Consider the following 24,986-nt stretch of genomic DNA (forward strand, 5'->3'; position numbering starts at 1 on the left):
AATTCGTACCGGATCAGAATGAGTATGAAATGCTGGCAGTCACGTAATCGCGGTCGGTCAACTCATTATACGGCTTTCCGTCAAAATAGTTCGTGTAACCGATATCGGCACTGATAACGTTCTGGTAAACCGCTTCCACGGACAGGCCAATCGCCTTGCTGCCCTCGTTGAATGCTCCGCCGGGCTGCGGGCTGTAACCTTTGACATCGTGGCTCCAGGCCAGTTGCGGTAACAGGTTTATACCGGCAAACGCATCGAGATAACTCCACACAAACCGGGCGCGGTAGCCCCAGGAGAAATCGGTAGTGAAGCCTTCATTGTTGCAGTAGTTGGTATTGATGTTAAGTGCTTGACCCGTCTGGCCGGAACCGTCACACGCCCCGCCCGGGAGCTGACCTATGCCAAACGTGCCTGACCTGCCATAACGGGCGGTGTCGTAATCGGGCAGGTCATGTACGTAAGTCGCGCCAAATTCGGTAACCAGGGTAAGGCGGTCCGCCCCCATTACCTGCTCAAAGAACCTGATGAGCGTAAACTGTGCCTGGGAAACACCGTATTCATCGTACCCCTGAACGGCCTGACCGTTAAGAGACTGTCCGCCAGCCTGCGCCTCGCGAAGAACCTGGAGCTGGCTTGCCGGCAATCCGGTTTCCGGGTTTACAACCTCGTTGCCGCCAAAGATCAGTTCAAAGGCGTTCCACTGCAGCGGCAGCTTGTCGCGGTAGGAGTACTCAGCCCCCAGAGACCATCCGCTCGGAGTGATCGTGTTGATGCTCACTCCGTAAAGGTTGATGTTTTCCGGGTACTCAATGAAATATAGCGGCAGGTTCTGGCCATTGTTCGGATCACGGGCGATACCGCTGACATACGGCAGGCGGCTGTTGTACTTAATATAGTAGAAGCCAAGCTCTGACTCATTCAGTTGCGGTAAAAACCAGCGCATGGCAACGCCAAACTGATCCTTGGTATCCGCCTGCCTGTCTCCAACACGGTCTGCAACCAGGCCCTGTGCGAGCGCCTGTGAATCAGGCAACTGACCGGCAAGCAGAATCGGGCCACAGTCCTCGGCCGCGAAATCGTTGGTTGAGAAGAAGGTTCCGCAGTTATCCGGGCGGACCGGCTCCCAATCGTTCTGTACAAAGGCTTCCACGGTAAGGCTCTCAGTCACGCCTGCAGACATATAGAACATTTCGACCGGCAGAAGTGCGTCTTTTATCTCGGAGCCCGGAGCCCGGAAAGCCGGGACATCTATAGGGTTGATAATGTTGATGCCACCCTGAATAAAGGTACTTTCACCCCAGCTGAGAACCTGCCTACCATAACGCAGGCTGACAGGAACCTGACCAAAGTACCAGTCCGTGAACACATAGGCATCCAGAATCTCGCCACCGGAGGCATAGTCCTTGGCGTATCGATTCAGCTCGCGGCGCTGGCCAACATAATCAACAGCACGACTTTCGTCCTTCAGTTCAAAATCATACCAGTAGCGGCCACGCAAAAGACCACCAACCCTTGTCAGAAACGGGTTGTCCAGGTCGTAGTTCAAATACAGTTCACTGTTACCCTTGACGATTTTGGAGTAGGTATCGCCTTTGTCGAAGTTCAGGTTGCCGTCGTCGTAGTTGTTGGTGGAGGCACCGATATTTTCCAGGGGGCCGCCCGGCGCGTACTCGGGGCCAAGGTTACCCTGGGCGATAAGGCGTTTGTCGCGATCCTCGACTCGCCAACCGGCACCCGCAGACAGCGTGGTGTTGAACTGGGCTTCTACATCTCCCATGTAAAAGGAATAGGCGGCTGCCTGACCGGACATACCGGCTGCCACCGCCACGGCCAGCGGTAATTTGGTCCAAGGCTGCCATTGATGTATTTTTCTTGTCATTGGAAGGCTACTCCATTGTTGTTCTGAGTCGCTGCTCTGATTATTGGTATTCACGATGTATTGGAGGCTTCATGCACAGTGCTCGTGATGTTGGCACTATAGCTAACGCCTTCGGGCGCTTTGATCAGTCAAAAGTATGATTTTGCTCTCACAGCTCGTTTACCGCCGGGTTTCGTCGCACAGAATCACTATAGACAACAATTTTGGTTGCAACCACTTTGGTTTTGGTGGTTTTTCTCGGTGCTTTACCCGGGGGTTTCCGGCATGGGGGAAGCACCGAGGGGGTGAATCTCGCTCCTCACAAATCCGGGCTTAGAGCATCTCGATAGCCATGGCGGTGGCTTCACCACCACCGATACACAGCGCTGCGATGCCTTTCTTTTTGCCGTAGCGCCGGAGGGCGTACATCAGGGTTACCAGAAGGCGCGAGCCGGTGGAGCCGACAGGGTGGCCCTGGGCGCAGGCGCCGCCGTGGATGTTGACTTTCTCGGGATCCAGGCCAAGCTCGCGGATTGGCATCATGGCAACCATGGCAAAGGCTTCGTTGATTTCGAACAGGTCGACGTCTTCCTTGCTCCAGCCGGTTTTACCGAACAGGGTTTCGATGGCGCCAACCGGGGCGCAGGTGAACTCGGAGGGATGCTGAGACTGGGTGCTGTGGCCGACGATGCGGGCCAGGGGCCTGAGGCCGCGTTTTTCGGCTTCGGATTCACGCATCAGAACGAGTGCGGAGGCGCCGTCTGAGATGGAGGAGGCGTTGGCGGCGGTTACTGTGCCGTCTTTGGCGAACGCCGGTCGCAGACTCGGGATCTTTTCGATGTTGGCGTTGTGGGGTTGTTCATCGTCTTCGACCACCACGTCACCTTTGCGGGTTTTTACGGTAACCGGGACGATTTCGTCCTTCAGCAGGCCCTCTTCGATGGCTTTCTTGGCGCGAGTGAGGGAGGTAATGGCGTACTCGTCCATTTCTTCGCGGGTGTAGCCTTTCTTATCCGCCATTTCCTGGGCAAAGGCGCCCATCAGCCGACCGGTTTCGGCATCTTCCAGGCCATCCAGGAACATGTGATCCTGCGGCGCCTGGCCCGGCCCCATGCGGTAACCGCCGCGGACACCCTGCAGGATGTAGGGAGCGTTCGACATGCTCTCCATACCACCGGCGACCACGATGTCGTTGCTGCCGGCCTTGATGAGGTCGTGGGCGAACATGGCGGCTTTCATACCGGAGCCGCAGAGTTTGTTGACGGTGGTGGCGCCGGTGCTATCCGGAAGACCCGCCTTACGCATGGCCTGCCGGGCCGGCCCCTGTTTCAGACCAGCGGGCAGGACATTACCCATGATCACTTCCTGCACATCGGCAGGCTGCAAGCCGGCACGCTTCACCGCCTCGGCGATGGTGATGGCCCCCAGGTCAGTGGCGCTAACATCGGCCAGGCTGCCCTGAAAACCGCCCATGGGGGTGCGGGTGCCGCTTACGATGACTACATTGTCTGTGCTCATTCTGAATCTCTCCTAAAAGTGGGGTCAGATGAAAATGGGGTCAGATGAAATTTTCATCTGACCCCATTTTCATCTGACCCCGATTTCACGGTTTGTGGGGTGCTTCGAGGTATTCCCGGGACTGCATTTCCAGCAGGCGGGATTCGGTGCGCTCGAATTCGAAGCTCAGGCGGCCTCCGGTGTAGAGTTCGGTGATGGGGGCGGCGGCTGAGATGATAACCTTGACGTTTCGGTCGTAAAATTCGTCAATCATGTTAATGAAACGGCGGGCCTGGTCGTCTTTCTCTTTGCCCAGCACGGGCACGTTGCTGACGATGATGGCGTGGAACTGCCGGGCCATTTCGATGTAATCATTCTGGCTGCGGGGGCCGTCGCAAACGTCTTTGAAATCAAACCAGACCACGTCGTCCGCGTGGGCCTGGGCCGGGATTTTGCGGCCGTTGATTTCCATGGTTTTACTGTGTTTCCCGGCTTCAACCGCCAGTCCATCAAAGCTTTTCCGGAGGCTGACGTCTGCTTCCTTATCCAGGGGCGAGTGGAACAGCTCCGCCTGCTCGAGGGTTCGCAGGCGGTAATCCACGCCGCCGTCGACATTGACCACATCCGTGTGCTTTTTGACCAGCTCGATGGCAGGCAGGAACCGGGCCCGCTGGAGGCCATCCTTGTACAGGCCATCCGGGACGATGTTGGAGGTGCACACCAGGGTCACGCCCCGGCTGAACAGGCCGTCCATCAGGGTGGCGAGGATCATGGCGTCGCCGATATCCGAGACGAAAAATTCGTCGAAACAGATCACCCGGGTTTCGTCGGCGAACGTCCTGGAAACCAGCTCCAGGGGGTTCTTCTCGCCCTTGAGGGATTTGAGTTCGTTGTGGACACGCTGCATGAAGCGGTGAAAGTGAACCCGCATCTTGCGATTGAACGGCAGGGATTCGTAGAAGGTGTCCATCAGGTAGGTTTTACCGCGGCCTACCCCGCCCCAGAAATACAGGCCCTTAACCGGCTCTTCCCGGCCTTTTTTCAGTTTGCGGCGCAGTTTGGTCATTGCCTTGTCACGATCGCTTTCCGCTTCAACCAGTTTGTCGTACAGTGACTGCAGGCGCTTGACGGCATCTTCCTGGGCCGGGTCCTTCTGAAAATCCGGGCGTTCAAGATCCTTCTGGTAACGTTGCCAGGGGGTCTGGGTCGCACTGGTTTCGGAGGACATCGCAGCTGTCATCAAGGTATTCCCGGAAGTTGGTCGTAAATTTGGGCGCCGTATTGTCTCGCATTTGACAAATTTTCGCCACGTTGCGCGCCATAGGAGCAATACGACGATTGGCGCAGGCCACAATCATGGGATGATGGCGCCCGGGGCGTTATACTCGTACTACAAGGGCTTGAAGGGCTTGGCTCACTATTAGGTAAAAGGACGACACAGCATATGACAAACCTGATTCTGGCAGCGATTGCCGCATTGGTTGTTGGCATTGTCATCGGGGTATTCGTTGGCCGTTCCGGGCAGGGGACGACACTTCGCCAGCGCCGGGCGGAACAGCAGATTGAGGAACTGAAAAGCGAGTACACGCGCTACCAGGCCCAGGTGAATGAGCATTTCATGGAGTCGGCCCATTTACTGCGCCGGTTCAATGATGTCTATCGGGATGTGAACCAGCATTTGGCCCGTGGAGCCAACCGTCTTTGCAATGACGAGGACTGGATGGAGGAACTGGCGCAGGAGACTTCCAGGAAGCGTCTGGAGGAAGTTCGCGAGGATGGTGTCGAGCCGCCCCGGGATTATGCTCCCAAGTCGGATCCGAAGGATTCCGGGACGCTGGCCGAAGACTTCGGGCTCAAAAAGGGTGACAAGGCTCAGCAGGCTTGATGCCCTGAACTGTATAAGACTGCGGATTTGGTGCTTGCGCGGAGCGGGATGGGCCTGCCAAAACCCGCTCCTTGCGGCACGTCCCTGTGGCGCTTGAGCTCCGCCATCCATGGCTCCGCACAGTTTTGGCAGGCCCATCCCGCCCCGCTCGTTCTGACACATCTGCTATTCGCCTTGGTTCCCAGGTCTTATTTCCGTGAACTTGGGGTCAGATGAAAGCTTTCATCTGACCCCGTATTCGACCCCGTATTCGCCGCTATACCGGGTTATCGCAATCGATGAATTTGTGCGTTATGCCAAACTCATTAGCCAGCGCCTTCCCGAGAGCCTGCACACCATAACGCTCTGTGGCGTGATGACCAGCTGCATAATAGTGGATACCACACTCTCTGGCTGTATGGGTCGTCGGCTCGGAGATTTCACCGCTGATGTAGGCGTCCAGGCCCGCATCCAGCGCGGTATTTATAAATCCCTGCGCAGCGCCGGTACACCAACCTACGCGTTTGATCGTAGCCGGCCCCTCGCCAACCCAGAGCGGTTCGCGGTGCAGTCGCCTTGCGAGATGGAGACCGAATTTCTCCGGAGACATTGCCTCCTCAAGCTCACCTTCCCAAACCAGACCGCCTAATGGGCGGGGCTTTTTGATGCTCAGGACGTCTGCCAACTGGCGGTTGTTACCGTATTCGGGATGGTCATCCAACGGCAGATGGTAGGCAACGAGGTTGATATCGTTGTCCAGCAGTTGCTTCAGACGCTCGCGCTTCATGCCCTGGATTCGTTGATCCTCACCTTTCCAGAAGTAGCCATGGTGAACGAGGATCATATCTGCGTTCGCCTCAATGGCGGCTTCAATCAGCGCTTTTGAGGCGGTTACACCGGAGACAACAGTGTTGATCTCGGACCTGCCTTCAACTTGAAGGCCATTGGGACAGTAATCCTGGAAGTTCTCTGGCTGCAGCCATTCGTTGATTTTACTCAGGATGTCGTTTCGTTCAGCCATTAGTGCTCCGCTCCGGACTATTTCAGAGAAGTTCGACGAGCAAGGCAGGCTGCCCTTTCCGGGAATGTAGAGGGCCATGGATGGCCCGAAACAAGCGCACATGGATGTGCTCGTAGCGGTTCCCGGAAAGGGCTGCCTGCCTTGCTCTACCCGCTAACTCCGAAGGCTAAAGGGTTTCGAGGCCAGCAATCAACGCCTCATTCTGCTCGACCGTGCCAATGGTGATTCGCAGGAATTCGCTAATTCGTGGCTTGTTGAAGTGCCGGACAATAATGCCCTGCTCCCTCAGGCCCTTGGCCAAAACTTCGCCAGCCTGCTCTTTATGACGGGCAAAAACGAAGTTTGCCTTTGAGGGTAACACCTCGAACCCAAGACCTTCGAGGGCGGCGGTTACACGCTCGCGCTCGGAAATCACGCCGTCACAGCACGTGCGGAACCAGGCCTCGTCTTCGTAGGCCGCTTGGGCACCAGCAAGGGCCAGACGATCCAGCGGGTAGCTGTTGAAGCTGTTTTTAACCCGGTTCAGGGCTTCAATCAGGTCCGGGTGCCCTACGGCAAAACCGACTCTCAGGCCGGCGAGAGAGCGGGCCTTGGAGAGGGTTTGGGAAACCAACAGGTTCGGGTACTGGTCGACCAAAGTAATCGCGCTCTCGCCACCAAAATCAATGTAGGCCTCATCCACGACAACTACCCGGTCGGGATTGGCGATCAGAATTTCTTCGACATGCTGCAATCCGAGGTAACGGCCAGTCGGGGCGTTCGGATTCGGGAAGATGACGCCGCCATTGGGCTGCTTGTAGTCTTCCGGGTTGATCTCGAAGCTGTCGGTGAGCGGAACCGCCTTGCTCGGGATATCGTAGAGCCCGCAATACACCGGATAGAAACTGTAGGTAACGTCCGGAAACAGGACGGGGTCGCCGTGCTGGAACAGGCCGTAGAAAATGTGGGCCAGGACTTCGTCGGAGCCGTTGCCCAGGAATACCTGCCCGGGCTTGATGCCGTGGTAGGCGGCAATCGTCTGGCGCAGGCTTTCACCTTCCGGGTCCGGGTAGAGGCGGAGGTTGTCGTTCAGTTCAGCCTGGATGGCTTCGATGACTTTTGGTGAGGGGCCGAAGGGATTTTCGTTGGTGTTCAGCTTCACCAGATTGGCCATTTTTGGCTGTTCGCCCGGGACATACGGGACCAGGTCGTTTACCAGGGGGCTCCAGAATTTACTCATTTTTGGCTCCGAGTAGACGGCAGGTGGGCGAGGCTCCGCCCGGGAATGTAGAGGGCCATGGATGACCCGAAACAAGCGCACATGGATGTGCTCGTAGCGGTTCCCGGGCGGAGCCTCGCCCACCTGCCTGCAAACTTCGTGAACATGGGGTCATGAACATGGGGTCAGAAGAACGCGTTCTTCTGACCCCGAGGTCCGATCACATTACTCTTTGATTCGATACTCCGCCGACCGGGCATGGGCCGTTAACCCTTCACCCCGGGCCAGCACTGACGCCACACGCCCCATACGATCGGCACCTTCGGCACTGAAACCAATGATGGAGGACCGCTTCTGGAAGTCATAGACGCCCAGAGGCGAGGAGAACCGCGCAGTGCCGCTGGTAGGCAGAACATGGTTCGGGCCAGCGCAGTAGTCGCCGAGGGCCTCAGCGGTGTAACGGCCCATGAAGATAGCGCCGGCGTGGCGGATGTCTTCGAGCATGGCTTCGGGGTCTTCCACCGAGAGCTCAAGGTGTTCCGGGGCGATGCGGTTGGAGACAGCCGCGGCTTCTTTCAGGTCGGCGACCTGAATAAGCGCGGCGCGGTCGGTCATGGAGGTGCGGATGATATCGGCTCGCTCCAAGGTGGGCAGCAATTTGTTGATGCTGGCTTCGACCGCATCGAGGAAAGCCGCGTCCGGGCTGACCAGGATGGACTGGGCCTGTTCGTCGTGTTCGGCCTGAGAAAAGAGGTCCATGGCGATCCAGTCCGGGTCGGTTCTGCCATCGCAGATTACCAGGATTTCCGAGGGGCCTGCGATCATGTCGATGCCGACAACGCCGAAGACTTCCCGCTTGGCGGTCGCAACGAAGATATTGCCCGGGCCTACGATTTTATCGACAGCCGGGATGGTTTCGGTGCCATAGGCCAGGGCGCCCACTGCCTGAGCCCCGCCCACGGTGAAAACACGGTCAACACCTGCAATGGCGGCAGCGGCGAGCACCATGTCGTTAACAACGCCATCCGGCGTTGGAACAACCATGATCACTTCGCTCACACCGGCAACTTTCGCCGGAATGGCGTTCATCAGTACCGAGGACGGATAAGCCGCCTTACCGCCGGGCACATACAACCCGGCCCGATCCAGCGGCGTGACCTTCTGGCCAAGCACGGTGCCGTCTTCGTCCTCATACTGCCAGGACTTCTGGTTCTGCCGCTCGTGGTATTCCCGAACCCGCTCGGCCGCTTTCTCAAGAGCCACGCGTTGGTCCTGGGGAATCGCTTCCAACGCTTGCTGCAAACGGCCCTGGTCCATTTCCAGCTCGGCGACAGAATCAACCTTCAAACGATCAAACTTCCCGGTAAACTCCAGGACCGCCTGATCGCCGCGGGTTTTCACCTCATGCAGGATATGACGCACCGACTCGTTCACCTGATGATCAACGCTGTCGTCCCAGGCCAGCAGTTTGGCCAGAGAACTGTCGAAGTCACTGTTTGAGGTTTTCAGTCGTTTGATGCTAACGGTCATAACTTAAATCCTGCTCTGGATTGTTGGCTTGCTGCCGCCGGATACCCGCCGGCAGAAATTTCCGGGGTCAGAAGAAGGCTTTCTTCTGACCCCTACTTCCACAGGGCTTCCCAGGCCAGTTCCTACTCAGGAACCCGGCGTTTCTCAACCGCAGCAGCCATCTTTTCGATTATGGGGTTAATACGCTCATGCTTCATCTTCATGGACGCGCGATTGACCACTAATCGACTACTGATATGCTCAATTAACTCACGGGGTTCAAGGCCGTTTGCCTTCAAAGTATTACCCGTATCAACAATATCCACGATTTCATCAGCCAGCCCCAGAATCGGCGCCAGCTCCATCGCACCGTAGAGCTTGATGATGTCGGCCTGACGCCCCTGTGCCGAATAATACCGGCGAGCCAGGTTCACAAACTTGGTAGCCACCTTGATACGACCGGGCGGCGGAGTCTGATCTTTCGGGCCAGCCGTCATCAGGCGGCAACGGGAAATGTTCAGGTCCAGAGGCTCGTAAAGCCCGTCCCCACCGTGCTCCATCAGAACATCCTTGCCCGTCACACCCAGATCCGCACCACCGTACTGCACATAGGTCGGCACGTCGGTTGCGCGGATGATCAGCACCCGCACGCCGGGATCAGTCGTCGGAAACACCAGTTTGCGGGATTTCTTGATGTCGTCGACCAGCTCGATGCCGGCTTCCGCCAGCAGCGGCAGGGTTTCTTCCAGGATTCGTCCCTTCGACAAGGCGATTGTGATGGAATCTGTCATGGATTCTTCCGGTTTCCCGTTGATGTCTTTCACGCTGGCAGGCGGCGGATGGTGGCACCCAGCAACTGCAGTTTCTCTTCGATGCACTCGTATCCGCGATCGATATGGTAAATACGGTCTACGATGGTATCGCCGTCGGCCATCAGGCCAGCAATGACCAGGCTCGCGGATGCCCTGAGGTCCGTGGCCATGACAGGCGCACCGGTCAGGTGGTCTACGCCCTTGATGATGGCAGCATTGCCTTCAAGGGTGATGTCCGCGCCCATGCGGATCAGCTCCTGCAAATGCATGAACCGGTTCTCGAACACGGTTTCCACAATGGTGCCAGTGCCCTCGGCGACGGCGTTCATGGCGGCGAACTGGGCCTGCATGTCCGTCGGAAACGCAGGATAAGGCGCCGTGCGCAGGCTTACCGCTTTCGGACGATTGCCTTTCATGTTCAGCTCAATCCAGTCCGGACCGGTGCTGATGTGGGCACCTGCTTCCTCAAGCTTGAGCAGAACCGCTTCGAGCAGTTCTTCGCGGGTATCCTTGAGCTTTACCCGGCCACCGGTGGCCGCTGCGGCAACCAGATAGGTGCCGGTTTCGACACGGTCTGGCAGTACGTTGTAATGGCAACCGTGCAGACGCTCGACGCCGTTGATTTCGATGGTTGCCGTGCCGTGGCCCCTGATATCCGCGCCCATGGCGATCAGGCACTCGGCCAGGTCCACCACTTCCGGTTCACGGGCGGCGTTTTCCAGGATGGTTTTACCGTCTGCCAGCGCAGCAGCCATCATCAGGTTTTCTGTGCCGGTTACCGTAACCGTGTCCAGGAAGATGTGGGCACCCTTCAGGCGGCCGTTGGTCTTCGCCTTGATGTAACCGTTTTCAACCCTGATTTCCGCCCCCATCATCTCCAACCCGTGGATATGCAGGTTTACCGGCCGGCTACCGATTGCACAGCCACCGGGCAGGGACACTTCCGCCTCGCCGAAATGTGCGACCAGTGGGCCGAGCACCAGAATGGACGCCCGCATGGTTTTGACCAGCTCGTAGGGCGCGTGGAACTGCTTGATGGTATTGGCGTGGATTTCCACGCTCATCTTCTCATCAATGATCACTTCAACGCCCATGCGGCCCAGCAGCTCGATCATGGTGGTCACGTCGTGCAGGTGTGGCAAGTTGCCGACGGTCACCGGCTCATCCGCCAGCAGGGTGGCTGCCAGAATTGGCAGTGCGGCGTTCTTGGCACCGGAAATCCGGATTTCACCATCCAGGGGCTTGCGGCCCCTGATCAGAAGTTTGTCCACAATAAGGTTCCTGTCTTGTACGGGCCCTTCAGCCCTGGCGCTCAGCCCATTCAGCCGGAGTAAACGCTTTCGGATGGAGTGCGTGAATTGCGCCATCCATGATCTGCTGGAACAGCGCCTTGTTGATCAGTTGCTGGCGCTTGATGGTCGGCAGGCCTTCGAATACATCACCCACCACAACAACCATATAATGGGTACCATCAACCTGTACCTGAACTTCACAGCCGGGCAGTGCTTCTTTGACCAGCTCGGTCACTTCGGTGGCATCCATAGAAAATCCTCGGGGGTTTTGAAATCAGGGGCGGGATTGTAACCAATTCCGAAGCCCGGGTCAGCTTTACTGTCCTGTAACCAAAGGGACCGGAACCGGAGGGATGATCAGTGGGCGGGGTGCGCGGATTCGGGGCCGAAGCCGGCAAGCTGGTCTTCCAGGTTGCTCAGGGCAGCCAATGAAACCAAACGGCCACTGACGCCCCGGAATGACAGTGAAATACCCGCCTGATGCGCCAGTCGCTGCCAGCAGAGCAACATGGACAAGACAACACTGTGGGCGGTGACCAGACCGTCCAGATCGACAACCAGATTTCCGGACGCGGTGCCGATCAGCTTTTCGCCCTGATTTCTCAGGGCCACGACGGTATCCGCGCTCACTTCCCCGGTAACAATCAGAACGCCATCCGCCAGTTCAACCCGCGGCGCCCCGGAGGTCATGACTTGTCCACTTTTTGGTCGAAGTTCAGGGACTTGGCGGCGTCACTCCAGCCGTCGATCACTGCCTGAATCTGGCCCCGGTTCTCTTCCATTTCCTGGCTGAACCGATCCCGGAAGGCCAGCCCGATGTTCACGCCTTCAACAATGACGTTCTCCATCAGCCAGCGACCATTGCCGGTCTTGTACATGGAATAGGTCACCGGGTACCGGTTACCGGAAGCACTGATCACTTCCATCTGGACCGACGCCCGGTCGTCGCTCTGCGGGTTGATGGTGGCTTCCTTAACCTTGATCTGGAAGTCCTCGGCGTTCACCAGCGCCTGGGCGTAGCTGTCGAACAGGCTGCGCTTGAACGCGACCACAAACTCGTCCCGCTGTTCGGGCGTGGTCTGGCGCGCATAACGCCCCATGACCCGGGCGGCGATACGACGGAAGTCCACAAAGTCGGTCAGCGCCTGATCCATGCTTTTATAGAAGGCCTCGGGATCCCTCTCGTAGAGACCCCGCTCATTATTAAGCTTTTCGACCAGCCGCTGAGTGTTCTCATCCACATAGTCGCGGAGATCTTCAGCCTCGCCAGCCTGAACAGGCGCTACCAGAAACAGTGCCATTAAAAAGCCAACGAGAATGTGGTGTTTCAGTGCAGACATCAGGGTCTCCTGTCGATTAGTTCCCGGCCCGGCCCGAAGCAAAGTTACTGATCAGTCGCTCAAGGTTCATGGCCGACTGGGTCGAGTAGAAAGTATCACCTTCTTTGAGCGACTCCATTTCGGCGCCGATCGATATATCAATGTACTGTTCTCCGAGCAGGCCGGATGTACGTATAACCGCGGAACTGTCAGCCGGAATATTATCGACGTCAGAGTGAATCGACATCTTGACCCTCGCCTGAAAGGTCTCCTTGTTCAGGGTGATGGATTCGATAGTCCCAACAGTGACGCCCGCCATGGATACACGGCCACGAGGCGTCAGCCCGCCGGAATCGTTGAAGTTGGCATAGATGGTGTAGGTGCTTTCAGCGGATTTCGCCGACAAACCGCTTACCTGCAGCGCCAGAACCAGCAGGGCTGCAACGCCTGCGATCATGAACAGGCCAACAATGATTTCAGTCGTTCTTTGTGCCATTTCCGGCTCCGGTAATGTCTCGTTAATCGATGGTTCAGAAATCGCCAAACATGACAGCGGTCAGTACAAAATCCAGCCCCAGCACAGCCAGAGACGAGTACACCACAGTCTTGGTCGTCGCGGAGCTGATGCCTGCCGATGTCGGCACACAGTCGTAGCCCTGGTAAACAGCGATCCAGGTGCAGACAAAGCCGAATACGACACTTTTAATCATGCCATTCAGCACGTCGTCAACGAAATCCACCGACGACTGCATGTTGCCCCAGAATGAGCCCTCAAACACGCCCAGCCAGTCTACGCCCACCAGCATGCCGCCCCAGATACCGATAACAGAGAAAATGGCGGCAAGCACCGGCATGGCAATAAAGCCGGCCCACAACCGGGGCGCCACCACACGGCGCAGCGGATCGACCCCCATCATTTCCATGCTGGACAACTGTTCAGTGGCCTTCATCAAGCCGATTTCCGCCGTCAGGGCGGAGCCGGCGCGGCCCGCGAACAGCAGGGCAGTCACCACGGGGCCCAGTTCACGCACCAGGGTCAGGGCAATCATCTGGCCGATGGCGGCTTCGGAGCCGTAATCACTGAGAATGGTGTAACCCTGAAGCGCCAGCACCATACCGATGAAAAGGCCAGAGACCACAATAATCGGCAGCGACAGGACACCAACCGCGTACAGCTGTTTCATCAACAGCGGAAAACCGGTTGCCGGCCTTGGCACGCCCCCCAGCACACCCGCAAGGAAGCGGCCTGAACGACCAAACGACGAGACAGTATCCAGGCCAAGGCGCCCGAATGCGGCAATTCTTTCGATCAAGACACACCCCCGGAAAGTCCGAAATCCCTGGCGGCACCCTCTGCCGGATAATGGAAAGGAACCGGCCCGTCTGGCTGCCCCTGAAGAAACTGCTGGACCTGATCGGAAGGGTGTTCGCGAAGCTGCTCCGGCGAGCCTTCGCCGATGACCTTGCCATCGGCGATGATACAGGCGTAATGGCAGATGCTCAGGGATTCCGGCACATCGTGGGAAACCAGCACACTGGTCAGCCCCATGGAACTGTTCAGATCCCGGATCAGTTTGACCAGAACGCCCATGGCGATAGGATCCTGGCCGGCAAAAGGCTCGTCGTACATGATCAGTTCCGGATCCAGCGCAATGCTTCTCGCCAGGGCGACCCGTCGGGTCATGCCTCCGGACAGTTCCGAGGGCATCAGATGCCTGGCACCACGCAGCCCGACCGCTTCCAGCTTCATCAGCACGATATCCCGGATCATGTCTTCCGGAAGGCTGGTGTGCACGCGCAGGGGAAAGGCAACGTTCTCGAATACGCTCAGATCGGTGAACAGGGCACCGCTCTGGAACAACATCCCCATTTTTTCCCGGAATGCGTAGAGGGCCTTGCGCTTGAGCCTGGGCACCTCGTGGCCATCTACCACCACACTGCCGGAATCGGGCCGGAGTTGACCGCCGATCAGGCGCAGGAGTGTGGTTTTACCAGTGCCGCTGGGGCCCATGATGGCGGTAATCCTGCCCCGGGGAATATCCAGGCTGACACCGTCGAAAATCCGGCGCCCGGAGCGGGAAAAGACAACGTCCCTGAGCGATATGTAAGCCGATGAATCCATAGTCCTTACCTTTCAAAGAGGGGCTACATTATGCCAAGGAGCGCCTAAGCTCAATCCAAAGAACCCAAAATGTACTGATAGCAATGATCAGTTTGACTGAACTTTCGGTAACCGGGCATCGTTGCCGGGCGAAAATGATATACTCCTCCGACCATTTCCAATGTCTTAACAGCCAGGCCCCAAGCCCGATGAACGAACAGACTCCGACCGATTTCCGAACGCCCGCCCTGCGTGCCATCCGCATCGAGCGAGACGCCATCAACGCTCTTGAGAGCCGTATCGACGATCATTTTACCCGGGCCTGTGAAGTTATTATGAAGTGCACGGGCCGCGTGGTGGTTACCGGCATGGGCAAGTCCGGCCACATCGGGAACAAGATCGCCGCAACCCTGGCCAGCACCGGCACGCCCTCGTTCTTCGTTCATCCGGGCGAGGCAAGCCACGGCGACATGGGTATGATTACCTCTCAAGACGTGGTTATCGCCATTTCCAACAGTGGCAACACCAGCGAGGTGGTCACCATTCTGCCACTGATCAAACGGATGGGCGCCCCGTTGATCAGTATGACCGGCAATGCGAATTCCACCCTGGCACGGGAAGCCATAGCCAATCTGGATGTCAGCGTACAGGTAGAAGCCTGCCCCCTGGGCCTGGCACCCACGTCATCCACCACCGCAACCCTGGTGATGGGCGATGCTCTCGCGGTCGCCCTGCTTGAGGCCAGAGGTTTCAGCGCCGAAGATTTTGCCTTTTCCCATCCGGGCGGAAGCCTGGGCCGGCGGCTATTGCTGCGGGTCTCTGACATCATGCATACCGGTGATCGCATTCCGGTTGTCAGCGAAAGCACGCCCCTCAGCGGTGCCCTGCTGGAAATCTCCCGCAAGGGCCTCGGCATGACCACTGTCGTTGATGAACAGGGCGCGCTTGCAGGAATATTTACGGACGGCGACCTTCGCCGGACTCTGGACCGCTCAGTAGACATCCACAATACGCCCATCCATGAGGTGATGACCCGGCATGGAAAAACCATCCAGGCCGATCATCTCGCGGCAGAAGCATTGAACGTGATGGAAGAAATGAAGATCAACGCCCTGCCGGTTACCGATGAGAGCGGCGCCCTGATCGGCGCCATTAACATGCACGACCTGCTGCGGGCCGGGGTTATCTGATATGCAGAATGAATGGCCCGAATCCCTGCTGGCGAAAGCGGCGCAGATCCGCCTGATTGCCCTTGATGTCGACGGCATCATGAGCGACGGCAAGCTCTACTTCAGCGCCACCGGCGATGAGCTCAAGGCGTTCAACATTCTCGACGGCCTGGGCCTGAAACAGTTGATGGCTGCGGGCATAACTGTCGCTGTCATCACCGGGCGTAAGTCGCCACTGACGGAAAAACGCATGCGGGACCTCGGTATCCCGCACCTGATGCAGGGGCGAGAGGACAAGAAAGCAGCCCTGCAGGAACTGGTGAGTACCATGAACATCCGCCCGGAAGCGATCGCCTACATGGGCGACGATCTGCCAGACTTGCCAGCCCTGACGTTTGCAGGCCTTGGAATCACAGTGCCCAACGGATACTGGCTGGTCCGGCAGCATGCGGATTACTGTACCAGGGCCCAGGGAGGAAACGGCGCCGTGAGGGAGGCTTGCGACCTGCTGCTTAGCGCCCACGGAAAGCTGGACGCAGCGCTGGCCCCCTACCTGGGGCCTGATCAGGAGGCTGGCACGTGAACTGGCTCCCGGACCGGCCCCGGCTGCAAACGCTGGCACTGGCGGGTACCATTGTCGCGGCGGTGTTTTTGCTGTGGCGAAGTGATGAGCCTCCGGCTATCGACAGGCAGGCCGCCGATCTGAGAGGCGATACCGAACCCGACGGATTCGTGGTCAATGGCAAGTACACCGCGTTCGATGAAGCCGGCAACCCCAAGGTCAGTTTTACCAGCCCGCGGATAGAGCAGTTCGAGGAGGGCAACCTGGCCACCATGGAATCGCCGAGGGCCAAACTCTACAGCGGCACCGGCGATGCCGACACTCTGCCCTGGATTGTGGAAGCCGAGAATGGCAGCCTCCTGCAAAATGAAAACCTGCTTTACCTGACCGGCAATGTCCGGGTACTCCGAAATGTGGGTGGTCGGGACACCACCCTGACAACGCCAACCCTGACCCTGGACAACGACCGGGGCATGGCATACACAGATGCACCCGTAGAAATACGCGACGTGACAGGAACCACCCGTGCCACAGGTATGAAAGCGTGGATCGGCGAGCGGATTCTGGAACTGAACTCTCAGGTGGAAGGACTCTATGAAACCGGAAACTAACCGATACCGGGGCCTGATGGCTGCCCTGCTGACCATCGCCATGGCGGGGCCGGCAGCAGCTTTCGACCTTGGTTCTGACATTCCTATCAAGGTAACCGCAGACAACGCCCGCCTCGACGACGGCCAGGGTATCGCCACCTACACCGGCGATGTAGAGCTGGAACAGGGCGAGACCCATCTGAGCGCGGAGCGTGTGGTTCTGTACCGCGACGAAAACGGCCTGAACCGGATTGAAGCCTTCGGAAGCCCGGCCCGTTACCGCCAGCCAACCCGTGAGGGCGAAGGTGAAACCGACGCCAGGGCGCTGAATATTACCTGGTCGGCCACTGACCAGCGTCTGATCTTTGAACGGCAAGCGGTCATCGAACAGAATGGCAACCTGTTCCGGGGCGATGTCATCCATTATGATACCGTCCGCCGGGTCGTAACTGCCCAAGGCGGCGCCGATACCGGTGAAGGATCCGGCCGGGTAGAAATGGTGATTCAGCCACGCAGCACTGACAGACGTACTGACAGACAGGAATCCGATGGCAGTTCTGAGAGCCAGTAATCTGGCAAAGAGTTATAAACAGAAAAAAGTGGTGATCGACGTTTCCCTGGAAATCCGCAGCGGGGAAATTGTTGGTCTGCTGGGCCCCAATGGCGCCGGTAAAACCACCTGCTTTTACATGATTGTGGGGCTGGTTCCCGCCGACCGCGGCCGGATCACCATCGACAGCCGCGACATCACTCATCTGCCCATGCACGGCCGGGCGCGTCAGGGCATCGGTTACCTGCCCCAGGAAGCCTCGGTATTCCGCAAACTGTCGGTGCGCGACAACATCATGGCCATTCTGGAAACCCGCAAGGGTCTGGGTAAGGCGGAGCGGGAAAAGAAGGTGGAAGAATTGCTCGAAGAATTCCACATTACCCACATTCGTGACAGCATGGGCATGGCCCTGTCCGGCGGCGAGCGCCGGCGTGTGGAAATTGCCAGGGCCCTGGCGATGGAGCCGGCCTTTATCCTCCTGGATGAGCCGTTCGCCGGTGTCGACCCCATTTCCGTGAGCGATATCAAACACATCATCCGGCATCTTCGGGACAAGGGCATTGGTGTGTTGATTACCGACCACAACGTGCGTGAGACCCTGGACATCTGTGAGAATGCCTACATCGTTTCCGGTGGCCACATCATCGCCTCCGGTAATGCCGAGGCCATTCTGGCCAACCAGCAGGTGAAGGAAGTGTATCTGGGCAATGAGTTCCGACTGTGAAATTGGGGTCAGATGAAATTGGGGTCAGATGAAAAGTTCATCTGACCCCAATTTCATCTGACCCCCGGATTGTTTTGATGATCTGTAGCAAGTAAACTCGGCAAAGAACTTGCTAGGGTAATACAGAGCCAAGGCAAGTAACCGACATATAAAGAATTTTTCACTACCTACGACACCAAGCGCTGATGAGTGACGGATCCTGAACCATGGTAATGAAAGCCTCCTTACAGTTAAAGCTGGGTCAGAGCCTGACCATGACACCCCAGCTGCAACAGGCGATCCGGCTTCTACAGCTTTCCACTCTCGACCTTCAGCAGGAAGTCCAGCAGGCCCTGGAATCCAACCCCATGCTGGAGACGTCCGAGGATGAGGATCAGCCGGAGACCGACACCGGGAATGACGAACGGGAGGCCAATGCCACCGAGTCCGCCGCTGAGACAGTTCCCGAACCTTCACCCGACTGGGATGAAACCGAAAACGGTCCGGACTGGTCCTCGGAAAACGAAATCCCGGATAATATCCCGGACGATCTCCCGGTCGACACCGCCTGGGACGATATCTACCAGTCCGCACCGGCATCGGCCGCCCGTAACGATGACGAAAACGATCACGATTTCGAGACCCGCAACTCCCCCACTGACACGCTTCAGGATCACCTGGAATGGCAACTGAACCTGACCCCGATGAGCGAACGGGACCAGGCCATTGCCCACGCTTTGATGGACGCAGTGGATGAACGCGGTTATCTGACCAGTCCGCTGGAAGAGATTCATGCCGGGTTGCTGGATGAAAACGAAGAAGACCCCCTTGAGCTGGATGAAGTCGAGGCGGTCCTTCACCGGCTGCAGCATTTTGATCCTCCCGGCGTGTTCGCCCGGGACCTGCAGGAATGCCTGCTGATCCAGCTCAACCAGCTGCCGCCGGAAACGCCCTGGCTGGCCCAGGCTCGCCTGGTCATCACCCATTACATCAATCTGCTCGGCAACCGCGACTATGCCCAACTGCTACGCCGCAGCCGCCTGAAAGAAGACCAGCTGCGGGATGTACTGGCCCTGATTACCGGTCTGAATCCCCGCCCCGGTGACGTGATTGACCGCACCGAACCTGACTACGTAATTCCGGATGTGATCGTTCGCAAGCACAACGGCCGCTGGCGCGTTGAACTGAATCCGGAAATTGCCCCGCGCATCCGCGTCAATGCCAGCTATGCTTCTCTTATAAGGCGTGCGGACAGCAGTGCCGACAACACTTACCTGCGGGATCAGTTGCAGGAGGCGAAATGGTTTATCAAGAGCCTGCAGAGCCGCAATGAAACCCTGCTGAAAGTGGCGACCCGTATTGTCGAGCACCAGCAAGGATTCCTGGATCAGGGTGAAGAAGCCATGAAACCGCTGATCCTCTCTGATATCGCCCAGGCGGTTGAGATGCATGAGTCCACGATTTCCCGGGTCACCACCCAGAAATACATGCACACCCCCCGGGGAATTTTCGAGCTGAAATATTTCTTCTCCAGCCATGTCAGCACTGACGAAGGCGGTGAATGTTCTTCCACGGCGATCCGCGCGATGATCAAAAAGCTGATTGCCGCGGAAACGCCCAAAAAGCCATTGAGCGACAGTAAAATTGCAGCCATGCTAGGAGAACAGGGAATCAAGGTTGCGCGACGCACCGTTGCCAAGTACCGGGAGGCCATGCACATTCCGCCTTCGAACGAACGCAAGCGGCTGGTCTGAACACCCCGGGGTCCGGGCGCAACGTACTATTCGCCGGCGCACAATGCGCCAGCACCCAGACCGGCTCCCGGGAGCCGGAACGATGACAACAGGAGACGCCTATGCAACTCAATATTTCAGGCCATCACGTAGAACTGACTCCCGCACTGAAGGATTATGTTTCAGAGAAGTTCCAGAAGCTCGAGCGTCACTTTGACCACATCAGCAACTGCCAGGTAACCCTGGAAGTGGAGAAGGTGCGCCAGATTGCGGAAGCCACGCTGCACGTGGTTGGTGGTGAGATTCACGCAAAGGCAGAAAATGAGGATATGTACGCAGCCATCGATGTCCTGATCGACAAGCTGGACCGCCAGATTCTCAAACACAAGGAAAAGAATGTAGACCGGATGCACGGAAACGGCTCTCGCTAACTGGCTGTTTTCATGCAAGTCATCCAATCGAGCTGCGACACGGCTGACGTGTCGCAGCCTTTTTTTAACGGAAATGCAGTCGATCCATGAGCGACACATCCCTGACCATAGACAACATACTTGCACCGGAGCTCACCCTCTGTCGGGTGTCGGCATCCAGCAAGAAGCGGGCTCTGGAGTTTATTGCCGAGCAGATAAACCTCCAGGACAATACGCTCAGCGAAACCCAGATATTCAATAACCTGATCTCACGGGAGCGTCTGGGTAGCACCGGTATTGGCCAGGGAATTGCCATCCCACACTGCCGCCTGGAAGGCCTGGATCATGTGGTGGGCGTACTGATGACGCTGGAAGAAAGCGTCGAGTTTGACGCCATCGACAATCAGCCGGTAGATCTGATCTTCGCCCTGGTCGTGCCCAAGGAGGCCACCAGCGAACACCTGGAACTGCTCAGCCAGCTGGCGGAAAAATTCAATGAGCGGTCGTTCTGTGATCGCCTGCGGCAATGCGAGGACGCCAGCACCCTGTACGAGCGCATGACCGCCTCAAGCGGATGACATTCATTGCAGTGGAGGTACGTGGTCATGAAGCTGATTATCGTCAGTGGCAGGTCCGGATCGGGCAAGAGTACCGCACTTCATGTTCTGGAAGACCTGGGCTTCTATTGCATAGACAACCTCCCGATCGGCCTGCTTTTCCCCCTTACCCGGGAAGCCGCCAGCCAGACAAAACCGGGCCGCCTCGGCAAGATGGCCGTGAGCATTGACGCCCGTAACCTTTCCGGAGAACTGGCCAACTTCGAAGAGATCTACCGCCGCCTCCAGGAAACAGGGGTGACCGTTGAGATCATCTTCCTGGATGCCGACGAACAGTCCCTGCTGCAGCGTTTTCATGCGACTCGCCGAAAGCACCCCCTGAGCGATGACAAGACCTCGCTGCGGGAAGCCATCACCAGTGAAAAGAAGCTTCTTGAACCGCTGTCCAAGCTCTCCGACCTGTATGTGAACACCACCGGCATGTCCATGTACGAACTCCGGGATATGGTGAAGCAGCGGGTTGTCGGCAGGAAGGAGCAGGAACTGGCCCTGCTGTTCCAGTCGTTTGGCTTCAAGCACGGTGTACCGCTGGATTCGGACTATGTCTTCGACGTTCGATGTCTGCCTAACCCTTACTGGGATACCAGCCTTCGGAAGTATGTGGGCACCGATCAGCCGGTGATCGAATTTCTTGAAAAGGAACCGGCGAGCCGAAAGATGATCGATGATCTCAAGGCTTTCCTGGACACCTGGTTACCCTCCTTCGCGGACAGCAACCGCAGCTACATGACCATCTCCATCGGCTGTACCGGAGGCCAGCACCGCTCTGTGTATGTGTGCGAGCAGCTGGGCGAGTACTTCCGGCAGCGCTACAACAATGTCCAGGTGCGCCACACCGAGCTGCCACATTTGCAGACACGGGAAGAGATCTGATCAGCCCATGATTCGCCGCCCGATTACCATTATCAACAAACTGGGGTTGCACGCACGTGCCACCGCCAAGCTGGTTGCCACAGCCTCCGAATTCGACAGCAGCGTGAGAATTGCTGGCAAGGGCCGGGATGTGGACGCCAAAAACATCATGCAGGTGATGATGCTGGCCGCCAGCAAAGGTACGGATGTTGAGCTCATTGCTGAAGGACCCGACGAGGAGCAGGCCATTGATGCGCTGGTCGAACTCATCAACGATTATTTTGGCGAGGGCGGTTAAAACGGGGTCAGATGAAAACGGGGTCAGATGAAAGTTCATCTGACCCCGTTTTCATCTGACCCCGGTTTGATCTCCTGCAACTCGCACTCACCGATAACGGCTAACTCCGCTATAATAAAGGCGTTTTCTGATGCTGGGTGATTCATGACCGATATTCTGGAAAAAAGCCAGGCCCGCCAGCGCCTTCGCTCCCTGAGTGAAGCCCTGGACAGCGGCGCACTGAAGCAGGTTGCACGCATCCTGAACGGTGGCCTGAGTCCCAGCGACATTGCTCACCTGCTGGAATCTTCGCCGCCCCGGCAGCGTGCCCTGTTGTGGAACCTGGTCGACAAGCAGCTGGAAGGGGAAGTCCTCCAGTACCTGAGCGACGATATTCGCGGTTATTTCCTGAGCCAGCTGAACGCCCAGGAACTGGCGGACATTATCGAGGATTTCGAGTCGGACGATCTGGCCGACTTGCTGCAGCAACTGCCGGACACGGTGATCCAGGAAGTTCTGGACACCATGGACGAACAGGACCGCCAACGTGTGGAAGAGGTCCTTTCCTACCCGGAGGACACCGCTGGCGGCCTGATGAACACGGACACCATCACGGTGCGCCCGGACATCAGCATTGACGTTGTTCTTCGTTACCTTCGCCGGCACCGTACCTTGCCACCAATGACCGATAGCCTGATTGTGGTCAGCCGGCGCGATGAATTCATCGGCATGCTGCCGATCACCAAGATGCTGGTGTCCAACCCTGCCGCGACCGTGCGGGAAGTCATGGACACCGACATCGAGCCAATTCCCGTCAGCCTCTCCGACACCAAGGTCGCGACACTGTTCGAGCGCTATGATCTGATCTCGGCGCCGGTGGTGAACGACGAGGGCCGGTTGCTGGGCCGGATCACCATCGATGACGTGGTTGACGTTATCCGTGAGGATGCGGATCACTCGCTGATGAGCATGGCCGGCCTGGATGAAGACGAAGATACCTTTGCTCCGGTCTGGAAAACCACGCGCCGCCGGGCGGTATGGCTCGGGATTAACCTGATTACCGCGCTTACGGCATCCGCAGTGATCGGTCTGTTTGAGGACACCATCGCCAAGGTGGTGGCGCTTGCGGTACTGATGCCGATCGTTGCCAGCATGGGCGGCATTGCCGGCAGCCAGACCCTGACCCTGGTCATCCGGGGCATGGCCGTCGGGCAGATCAGCGGCGCCAACGTTGGCTGGCTGCTGAACCGGGAGTTTCTCTCCGGCATAATTAACGGGCTGCTCTGGGCGGCGGTGGTCGCAGGTGCTGCCATGCTCTGGTTCCAGGAGGTGCTGATTGGAGCTATCATTGCTGCCGCCCTGGTGATCAATCTTGTTGCAGCGGCACTGGTGGGCACGGTGCTGCCGCTGTTTCTCAAGTCCCGCAACATCGATCCGGCCCTGGCTGGTAGCGTGATACTGACAACCGTGACGGATGTGGTTGGATTCATGGCCTTTCTTGGCCTGGCGACCATTTTCTACGCCTGATAGGCGAACATGGGGTCAGATGAAAGCTTTCATCTGACCCCGACTTTATGGCTACTGGATTTATGAAAGACAACCACGACAACCACGACAACGACGCGCCGGAATACGACGGCCCCAGCAAGTCCCAGCTCAAACGGGAAATGCATGCGCTGCAGGACCTGGGCAAGCGGATGCTCGACCTGACCAACGATAAGCTGGAAACCCTGCCGATCAGCGATAGCCTGAGGGCTGCCATCGAGGAATCCCGACGCATTCGCCAGAATGAGGCCAAGCGACGGCACCTCCAGTACATCGGCAAGATCATCCGCCAGGAAGACGACCCCGAAGCCCTGAAAAAAGCCATCGACGCCTTTGACGCCGGCAGTGAGGAACACACCCGCAGACACCACCTGGCCGAACGCTGGCGCGACCGGATGATTGCCGGGGGCGATTCGGTGGTGGGGGAATTCTTCAGCTACTGCCCGGGGGCGGACATGCAACACCTGCGCAACCTGGCCCGGAATGCCCGAAAGGATGTCGAAAAACAGAAAAACACCGGGCAGGCCAGGAAACTGTTCCGTTATCTTCGGGAGTGCATCGACGACGCTGAAGCTGTGTGAAAATGGGGTCAGATGAAAATGGGGTCAGATGAAAAGTTCATCTGACCCCATTTTCATCTGACCCCATTTTCAGCCTTTAAGGCGCCGGTGCTCCCATACCGGCATTCGGGTACGGAGGTTGGTAATCTGCTCCGGGTCGAGCTCCGCGGCGACCACACCCGGACCCTCGCCCATTTCAGTCACTACCCGGCCCCAGGGATCGCAGATCAGGCTGTGGCCGTAGGTCTGGCGCCGCTCACTGTTCTGACCACCCTGCCCGGCGGCCACCACCCAGACCTGGTTTTCGATGGCCCGTGCCCTGATCAATGGGTGCCAGTGGGCATCGCCGGTTTGCCAGGTGAATGCACTCGGCAGGCATACCCAGTCGGCCTCCTGCTCTCTCAGTGCCCTGAACAGCTCCGGGAAGCGGAGGTCGTAGCAGATGGCGAGGCCCAGCCTTCCCGCCGGCGTGTCCACGGTAACGACCTGCTCCCCCGGCTCAAAGGTGTCGGACTCACGATACTGGCCATGGGCGTCTTCAACCATGGCATCGAACAGGTGGATCTTGTCATAACGGGCAACCTCCGTTCCCTGGTCATCAAACACCAGGCAGGTTGCACGGACCCGGGCCTCGATATCTGAACCATCCGGGCGTTGCGCCAGCGGCATCGAGCCGCCAACAATCCAGATCCCGAGCTTTCGGGCCTGTTCCGCCAGAAAGGCCCGTATCACCGGTTCAGGGCCGGCTTCCTTGCGGCCACAATCAACCATCTGGCTGGTTGCCAAGACCGCAAAATTTTCCGGCAGCACCGCAACCCCGGCCCCCTGTCCTGCGGCCTCCGCCAGCAGTCGCTCCGCTTCGGCCAGGTTGGCCCGGATATCATGGCTGCTTACCATCTGAATGGCCGCGACCTGACTGGAAACATGCTTGCTCATAACAGTCTCCT

Annotated in this window: 28 protein-coding genes; 13 read left to right on the forward strand and 15 right to left on the reverse strand. The window is 57.9% G+C overall.

Annotated features, from left to right (window positions below; genetic code table 11):
* Positions 1-13: 13 nt before the first annotated feature.
* The 3 genes from AC13C0_RS07105 to zapE form a co-directional block, all read right to left on the reverse strand.
* Complete coding sequence (locus AC13C0_RS07105; protein WP_482954191.1) at positions 14-1,879, reverse strand: DUF1302 domain-containing protein; 1,866 nt, start codon at positions 1,877-1,879, stop codon at positions 14-16.
* Between the two features lie 312 nt (positions 1,880-2,191).
* Positions 2,192-3,376 (reverse strand): thiolase family protein, encoded by a 1,185-nt coding sequence (locus AC13C0_RS07110; protein WP_117617756.1) that lies wholly within the window; start codon positions 3,374-3,376, stop codon positions 2,192-2,194.
* An 85-nt stretch (positions 3,377-3,461) separates the two neighbouring features.
* Entirely contained in the window at positions 3,462-4,595 is a 1,134-nt protein-coding gene (gene zapE / locus AC13C0_RS07115) for a cell division protein ZapE (RefSeq protein ID WP_117617757.1), read from the reverse strand.
* A 204-nt stretch (positions 4,596-4,799) separates the two neighbouring features.
* Here zapE and AC13C0_RS07120 point away from each other — a divergent pair, with 204 nt between their 5' ends.
* Positions 4,800-5,240: a Z-ring associated ZapG family protein gene (locus tag AC13C0_RS07120; protein ID WP_117617758.1), complete on the forward strand. Its 441-nt coding sequence runs from the start codon at positions 4,800-4,802 to the stop codon at positions 5,238-5,240.
* Positions 5,241-5,496: 256 nt separating this feature from the next.
* On the opposite strand, the gene AC13C0_RS07125 is transcribed toward AC13C0_RS07120, so the two are convergent.
* The 11 genes from AC13C0_RS07125 to AC13C0_RS07175 all read right to left on the reverse strand — a co-directional run bounded on the left by AC13C0_RS07125 (position 5,497) and on the right by AC13C0_RS07175 (position 14,492).
* Positions 5,497-6,240, reverse strand: a complete 744-nt coding sequence (locus tag AC13C0_RS07125; protein ID WP_482954192.1) for a Nif3-like dinuclear metal center hexameric protein — start codon at positions 6,238-6,240, stop codon at positions 5,497-5,499.
* A 166-nt stretch (positions 6,241-6,406) separates the two neighbouring features.
* The gene (hisC, locus tag AC13C0_RS07130) at positions 6,407-7,459 is read right to left on the reverse strand and encodes a histidinol-phosphate transaminase (RefSeq protein ID WP_117617760.1); all 1,053 of its coding nucleotides are present in this window, start codon (positions 7,457-7,459) and stop codon (positions 6,407-6,409) included.
* Between the two features lie 204 nt (positions 7,460-7,663).
* The gene (gene hisD, locus AC13C0_RS07135) at positions 7,664-8,968 is read right to left on the reverse strand and encodes a histidinol dehydrogenase (protein ID WP_482954193.1); all 1,305 of its coding nucleotides are present in this window, start codon (positions 8,966-8,968) and stop codon (positions 7,664-7,666) included.
* A gap of 122 nt (positions 8,969-9,090) precedes the next feature.
* Positions 9,091-9,738 (reverse strand): ATP phosphoribosyltransferase, encoded by a 648-nt coding sequence (hisG, locus tag AC13C0_RS07140; RefSeq protein WP_482954194.1) that lies wholly within the window; start codon positions 9,736-9,738, stop codon positions 9,091-9,093.
* A 29-nt stretch (positions 9,739-9,767) separates the two neighbouring features.
* A complete protein-coding gene (gene murA, locus AC13C0_RS07145) occupies positions 9,768-11,030 on the reverse strand; it encodes a UDP-N-acetylglucosamine 1-carboxyvinyltransferase (protein WP_117617763.1) in 1,263 nt (420 codons plus the stop codon).
* 28 nt (positions 11,031-11,058) lie between these two features.
* Entirely contained in the window at positions 11,059-11,301 is a 243-nt protein-coding gene (locus AC13C0_RS07150; protein ID WP_482954195.1) for a BolA family protein, read from the reverse strand.
* A 107-nt stretch (positions 11,302-11,408) separates the two neighbouring features.
* Positions 11,409-11,741 carry an STAS domain-containing protein gene (locus AC13C0_RS07155; protein WP_117617765.1) on the reverse strand — a complete coding sequence of 111 codons (333 nt, stop codon included), beginning with the start codon at positions 11,739-11,741 and terminating at the stop codon, positions 11,409-11,411.
* Positions 11,738-12,391, reverse strand: coding sequence for an MlaC/ttg2D family ABC transporter substrate-binding protein (locus AC13C0_RS07160; RefSeq protein ID WP_117617766.1), 654 nt, complete (start codon positions 12,389-12,391; stop codon positions 11,738-11,740). The genes AC13C0_RS07155 and AC13C0_RS07160 overlap by 4 nt, the downstream gene beginning before the upstream one ends.
* 16 nt (positions 12,392-12,407) lie before the next feature.
* Positions 12,408-12,866 (reverse strand): outer membrane lipid asymmetry maintenance protein MlaD, encoded by a 459-nt coding sequence (gene mlaD, locus AC13C0_RS07165; protein WP_117617767.1) that lies wholly within the window; start codon positions 12,864-12,866, stop codon positions 12,408-12,410.
* 34 nt (positions 12,867-12,900) lie between these two features.
* Positions 12,901-13,683 (reverse strand): lipid asymmetry maintenance ABC transporter permease subunit MlaE, encoded by a 783-nt coding sequence (mlaE, locus tag AC13C0_RS07170; protein WP_117617768.1) that lies wholly within the window; start codon positions 13,681-13,683, stop codon positions 12,901-12,903.
* Positions 13,680-14,492, reverse strand: a complete 813-nt coding sequence (locus AC13C0_RS07175) for an ATP-binding cassette domain-containing protein (RefSeq protein ID WP_482954196.1) — start codon at positions 14,490-14,492, stop codon at positions 13,680-13,682. Before AC13C0_RS07175 ends, mlaE begins: the two co-directional genes overlap by 4 nt.
* 188 nt (positions 14,493-14,680) lie before the next feature.
* Here AC13C0_RS07175 and AC13C0_RS07180 point away from each other — a divergent pair, with 188 nt between their 5' ends.
* The 12 genes from AC13C0_RS07180 (at position 14,681) to yjgA (ending at position 24,060) form a co-directional block, all read left to right on the forward strand.
* On the forward strand, positions 14,681-15,661 hold the full coding sequence (locus tag AC13C0_RS07180) for a KpsF/GutQ family sugar-phosphate isomerase (RefSeq protein ID WP_482954197.1): 981 nt from the start codon (positions 14,681-14,683) through the stop codon (positions 15,659-15,661).
* A 1-nt stretch (position 15,662) separates the two neighbouring features.
* Entirely contained in the window at positions 15,663-16,223 is a 561-nt protein-coding gene (locus tag AC13C0_RS07185) for a KdsC family phosphatase (protein ID WP_482954198.1), read from the forward strand.
* A complete protein-coding gene (gene lptC / locus AC13C0_RS07190; RefSeq protein ID WP_341582383.1) occupies positions 16,220-16,813 on the forward strand; it encodes an LPS export ABC transporter periplasmic protein LptC in 594 nt (197 codons plus the stop codon). The genes AC13C0_RS07185 and lptC overlap by 4 nt, the downstream gene beginning before the upstream one ends.
* On the forward strand, positions 16,797-17,363 hold the full coding sequence (gene lptA, locus AC13C0_RS07195) for a lipopolysaccharide transport periplasmic protein LptA (RefSeq protein ID WP_482954199.1): 567 nt from the start codon (positions 16,797-16,799) through the stop codon (positions 17,361-17,363). The genes lptC and lptA overlap by 17 nt, the downstream gene beginning before the upstream one ends.
* Entirely contained in the window at positions 17,341-18,066 is a 726-nt protein-coding gene (gene lptB / locus AC13C0_RS07200; protein ID WP_341582385.1) for an LPS export ABC transporter ATP-binding protein, read from the forward strand. Before lptA ends, lptB begins: the two co-directional genes overlap by 23 nt.
* A gap of 212 nt (positions 18,067-18,278) precedes the next feature.
* A complete protein-coding gene (locus AC13C0_RS07205) occupies positions 18,279-19,799 on the forward strand; it encodes an RNA polymerase factor sigma-54 (protein WP_117620301.1) in 1,521 nt (506 codons plus the stop codon).
* A gap of 101 nt (positions 19,800-19,900) precedes the next feature.
* Entirely contained in the window at positions 19,901-20,209 is a 309-nt protein-coding gene (gene hpf / locus AC13C0_RS07210; RefSeq protein ID WP_117617775.1) for a ribosome hibernation promoting factor, read from the forward strand.
* 86 nt (positions 20,210-20,295) lie between these two features.
* On the forward strand, positions 20,296-20,766 hold the full coding sequence (ptsN, locus tag AC13C0_RS07215) for a PTS IIA-like nitrogen regulatory protein PtsN (RefSeq protein ID WP_117617776.1): 471 nt from the start codon (positions 20,296-20,298) through the stop codon (positions 20,764-20,766).
* Between the two features lie 27 nt (positions 20,767-20,793).
* On the forward strand, positions 20,794-21,678 hold the full coding sequence (rapZ, locus tag AC13C0_RS07220; protein ID WP_117617777.1) for an RNase adapter RapZ: 885 nt from the start codon (positions 20,794-20,796) through the stop codon (positions 21,676-21,678).
* Positions 21,679-21,685: 7 nt separating this feature from the next.
* Positions 21,686-21,955 carry an HPr family phosphocarrier protein gene (locus AC13C0_RS07225; RefSeq protein WP_117617778.1) on the forward strand — a complete coding sequence of 90 codons (270 nt, stop codon included), beginning with the start codon at positions 21,686-21,688 and terminating at the stop codon, positions 21,953-21,955.
* 144 nt (positions 21,956-22,099) lie between these two features.
* Positions 22,100-23,461: a magnesium transporter gene (mgtE, locus tag AC13C0_RS07230; RefSeq protein WP_341582386.1), complete on the forward strand. Its 1,362-nt coding sequence runs from the start codon at positions 22,100-22,102 to the stop codon at positions 23,459-23,461.
* Between the two features lie 62 nt (positions 23,462-23,523).
* Positions 23,524-24,060: a ribosome biogenesis factor YjgA gene (gene yjgA, locus AC13C0_RS07235; RefSeq protein ID WP_482954200.1), complete on the forward strand. Its 537-nt coding sequence runs from the start codon at positions 23,524-23,526 to the stop codon at positions 24,058-24,060.
* A gap of 69 nt (positions 24,061-24,129) precedes the next feature.
* On the opposite strand, the gene AC13C0_RS07240 is transcribed toward yjgA, so the two are convergent.
* Complete coding sequence (locus AC13C0_RS07240; protein WP_482954201.1) at positions 24,130-24,975, reverse strand: carbon-nitrogen hydrolase family protein; 846 nt, start codon at positions 24,973-24,975, stop codon at positions 24,130-24,132.
* Positions 24,976-24,986: the final 11 nt, after the last annotated feature.

It is taken from the genome of Marinobacter sp. B-21 (genome assembly GCF_056857895.1).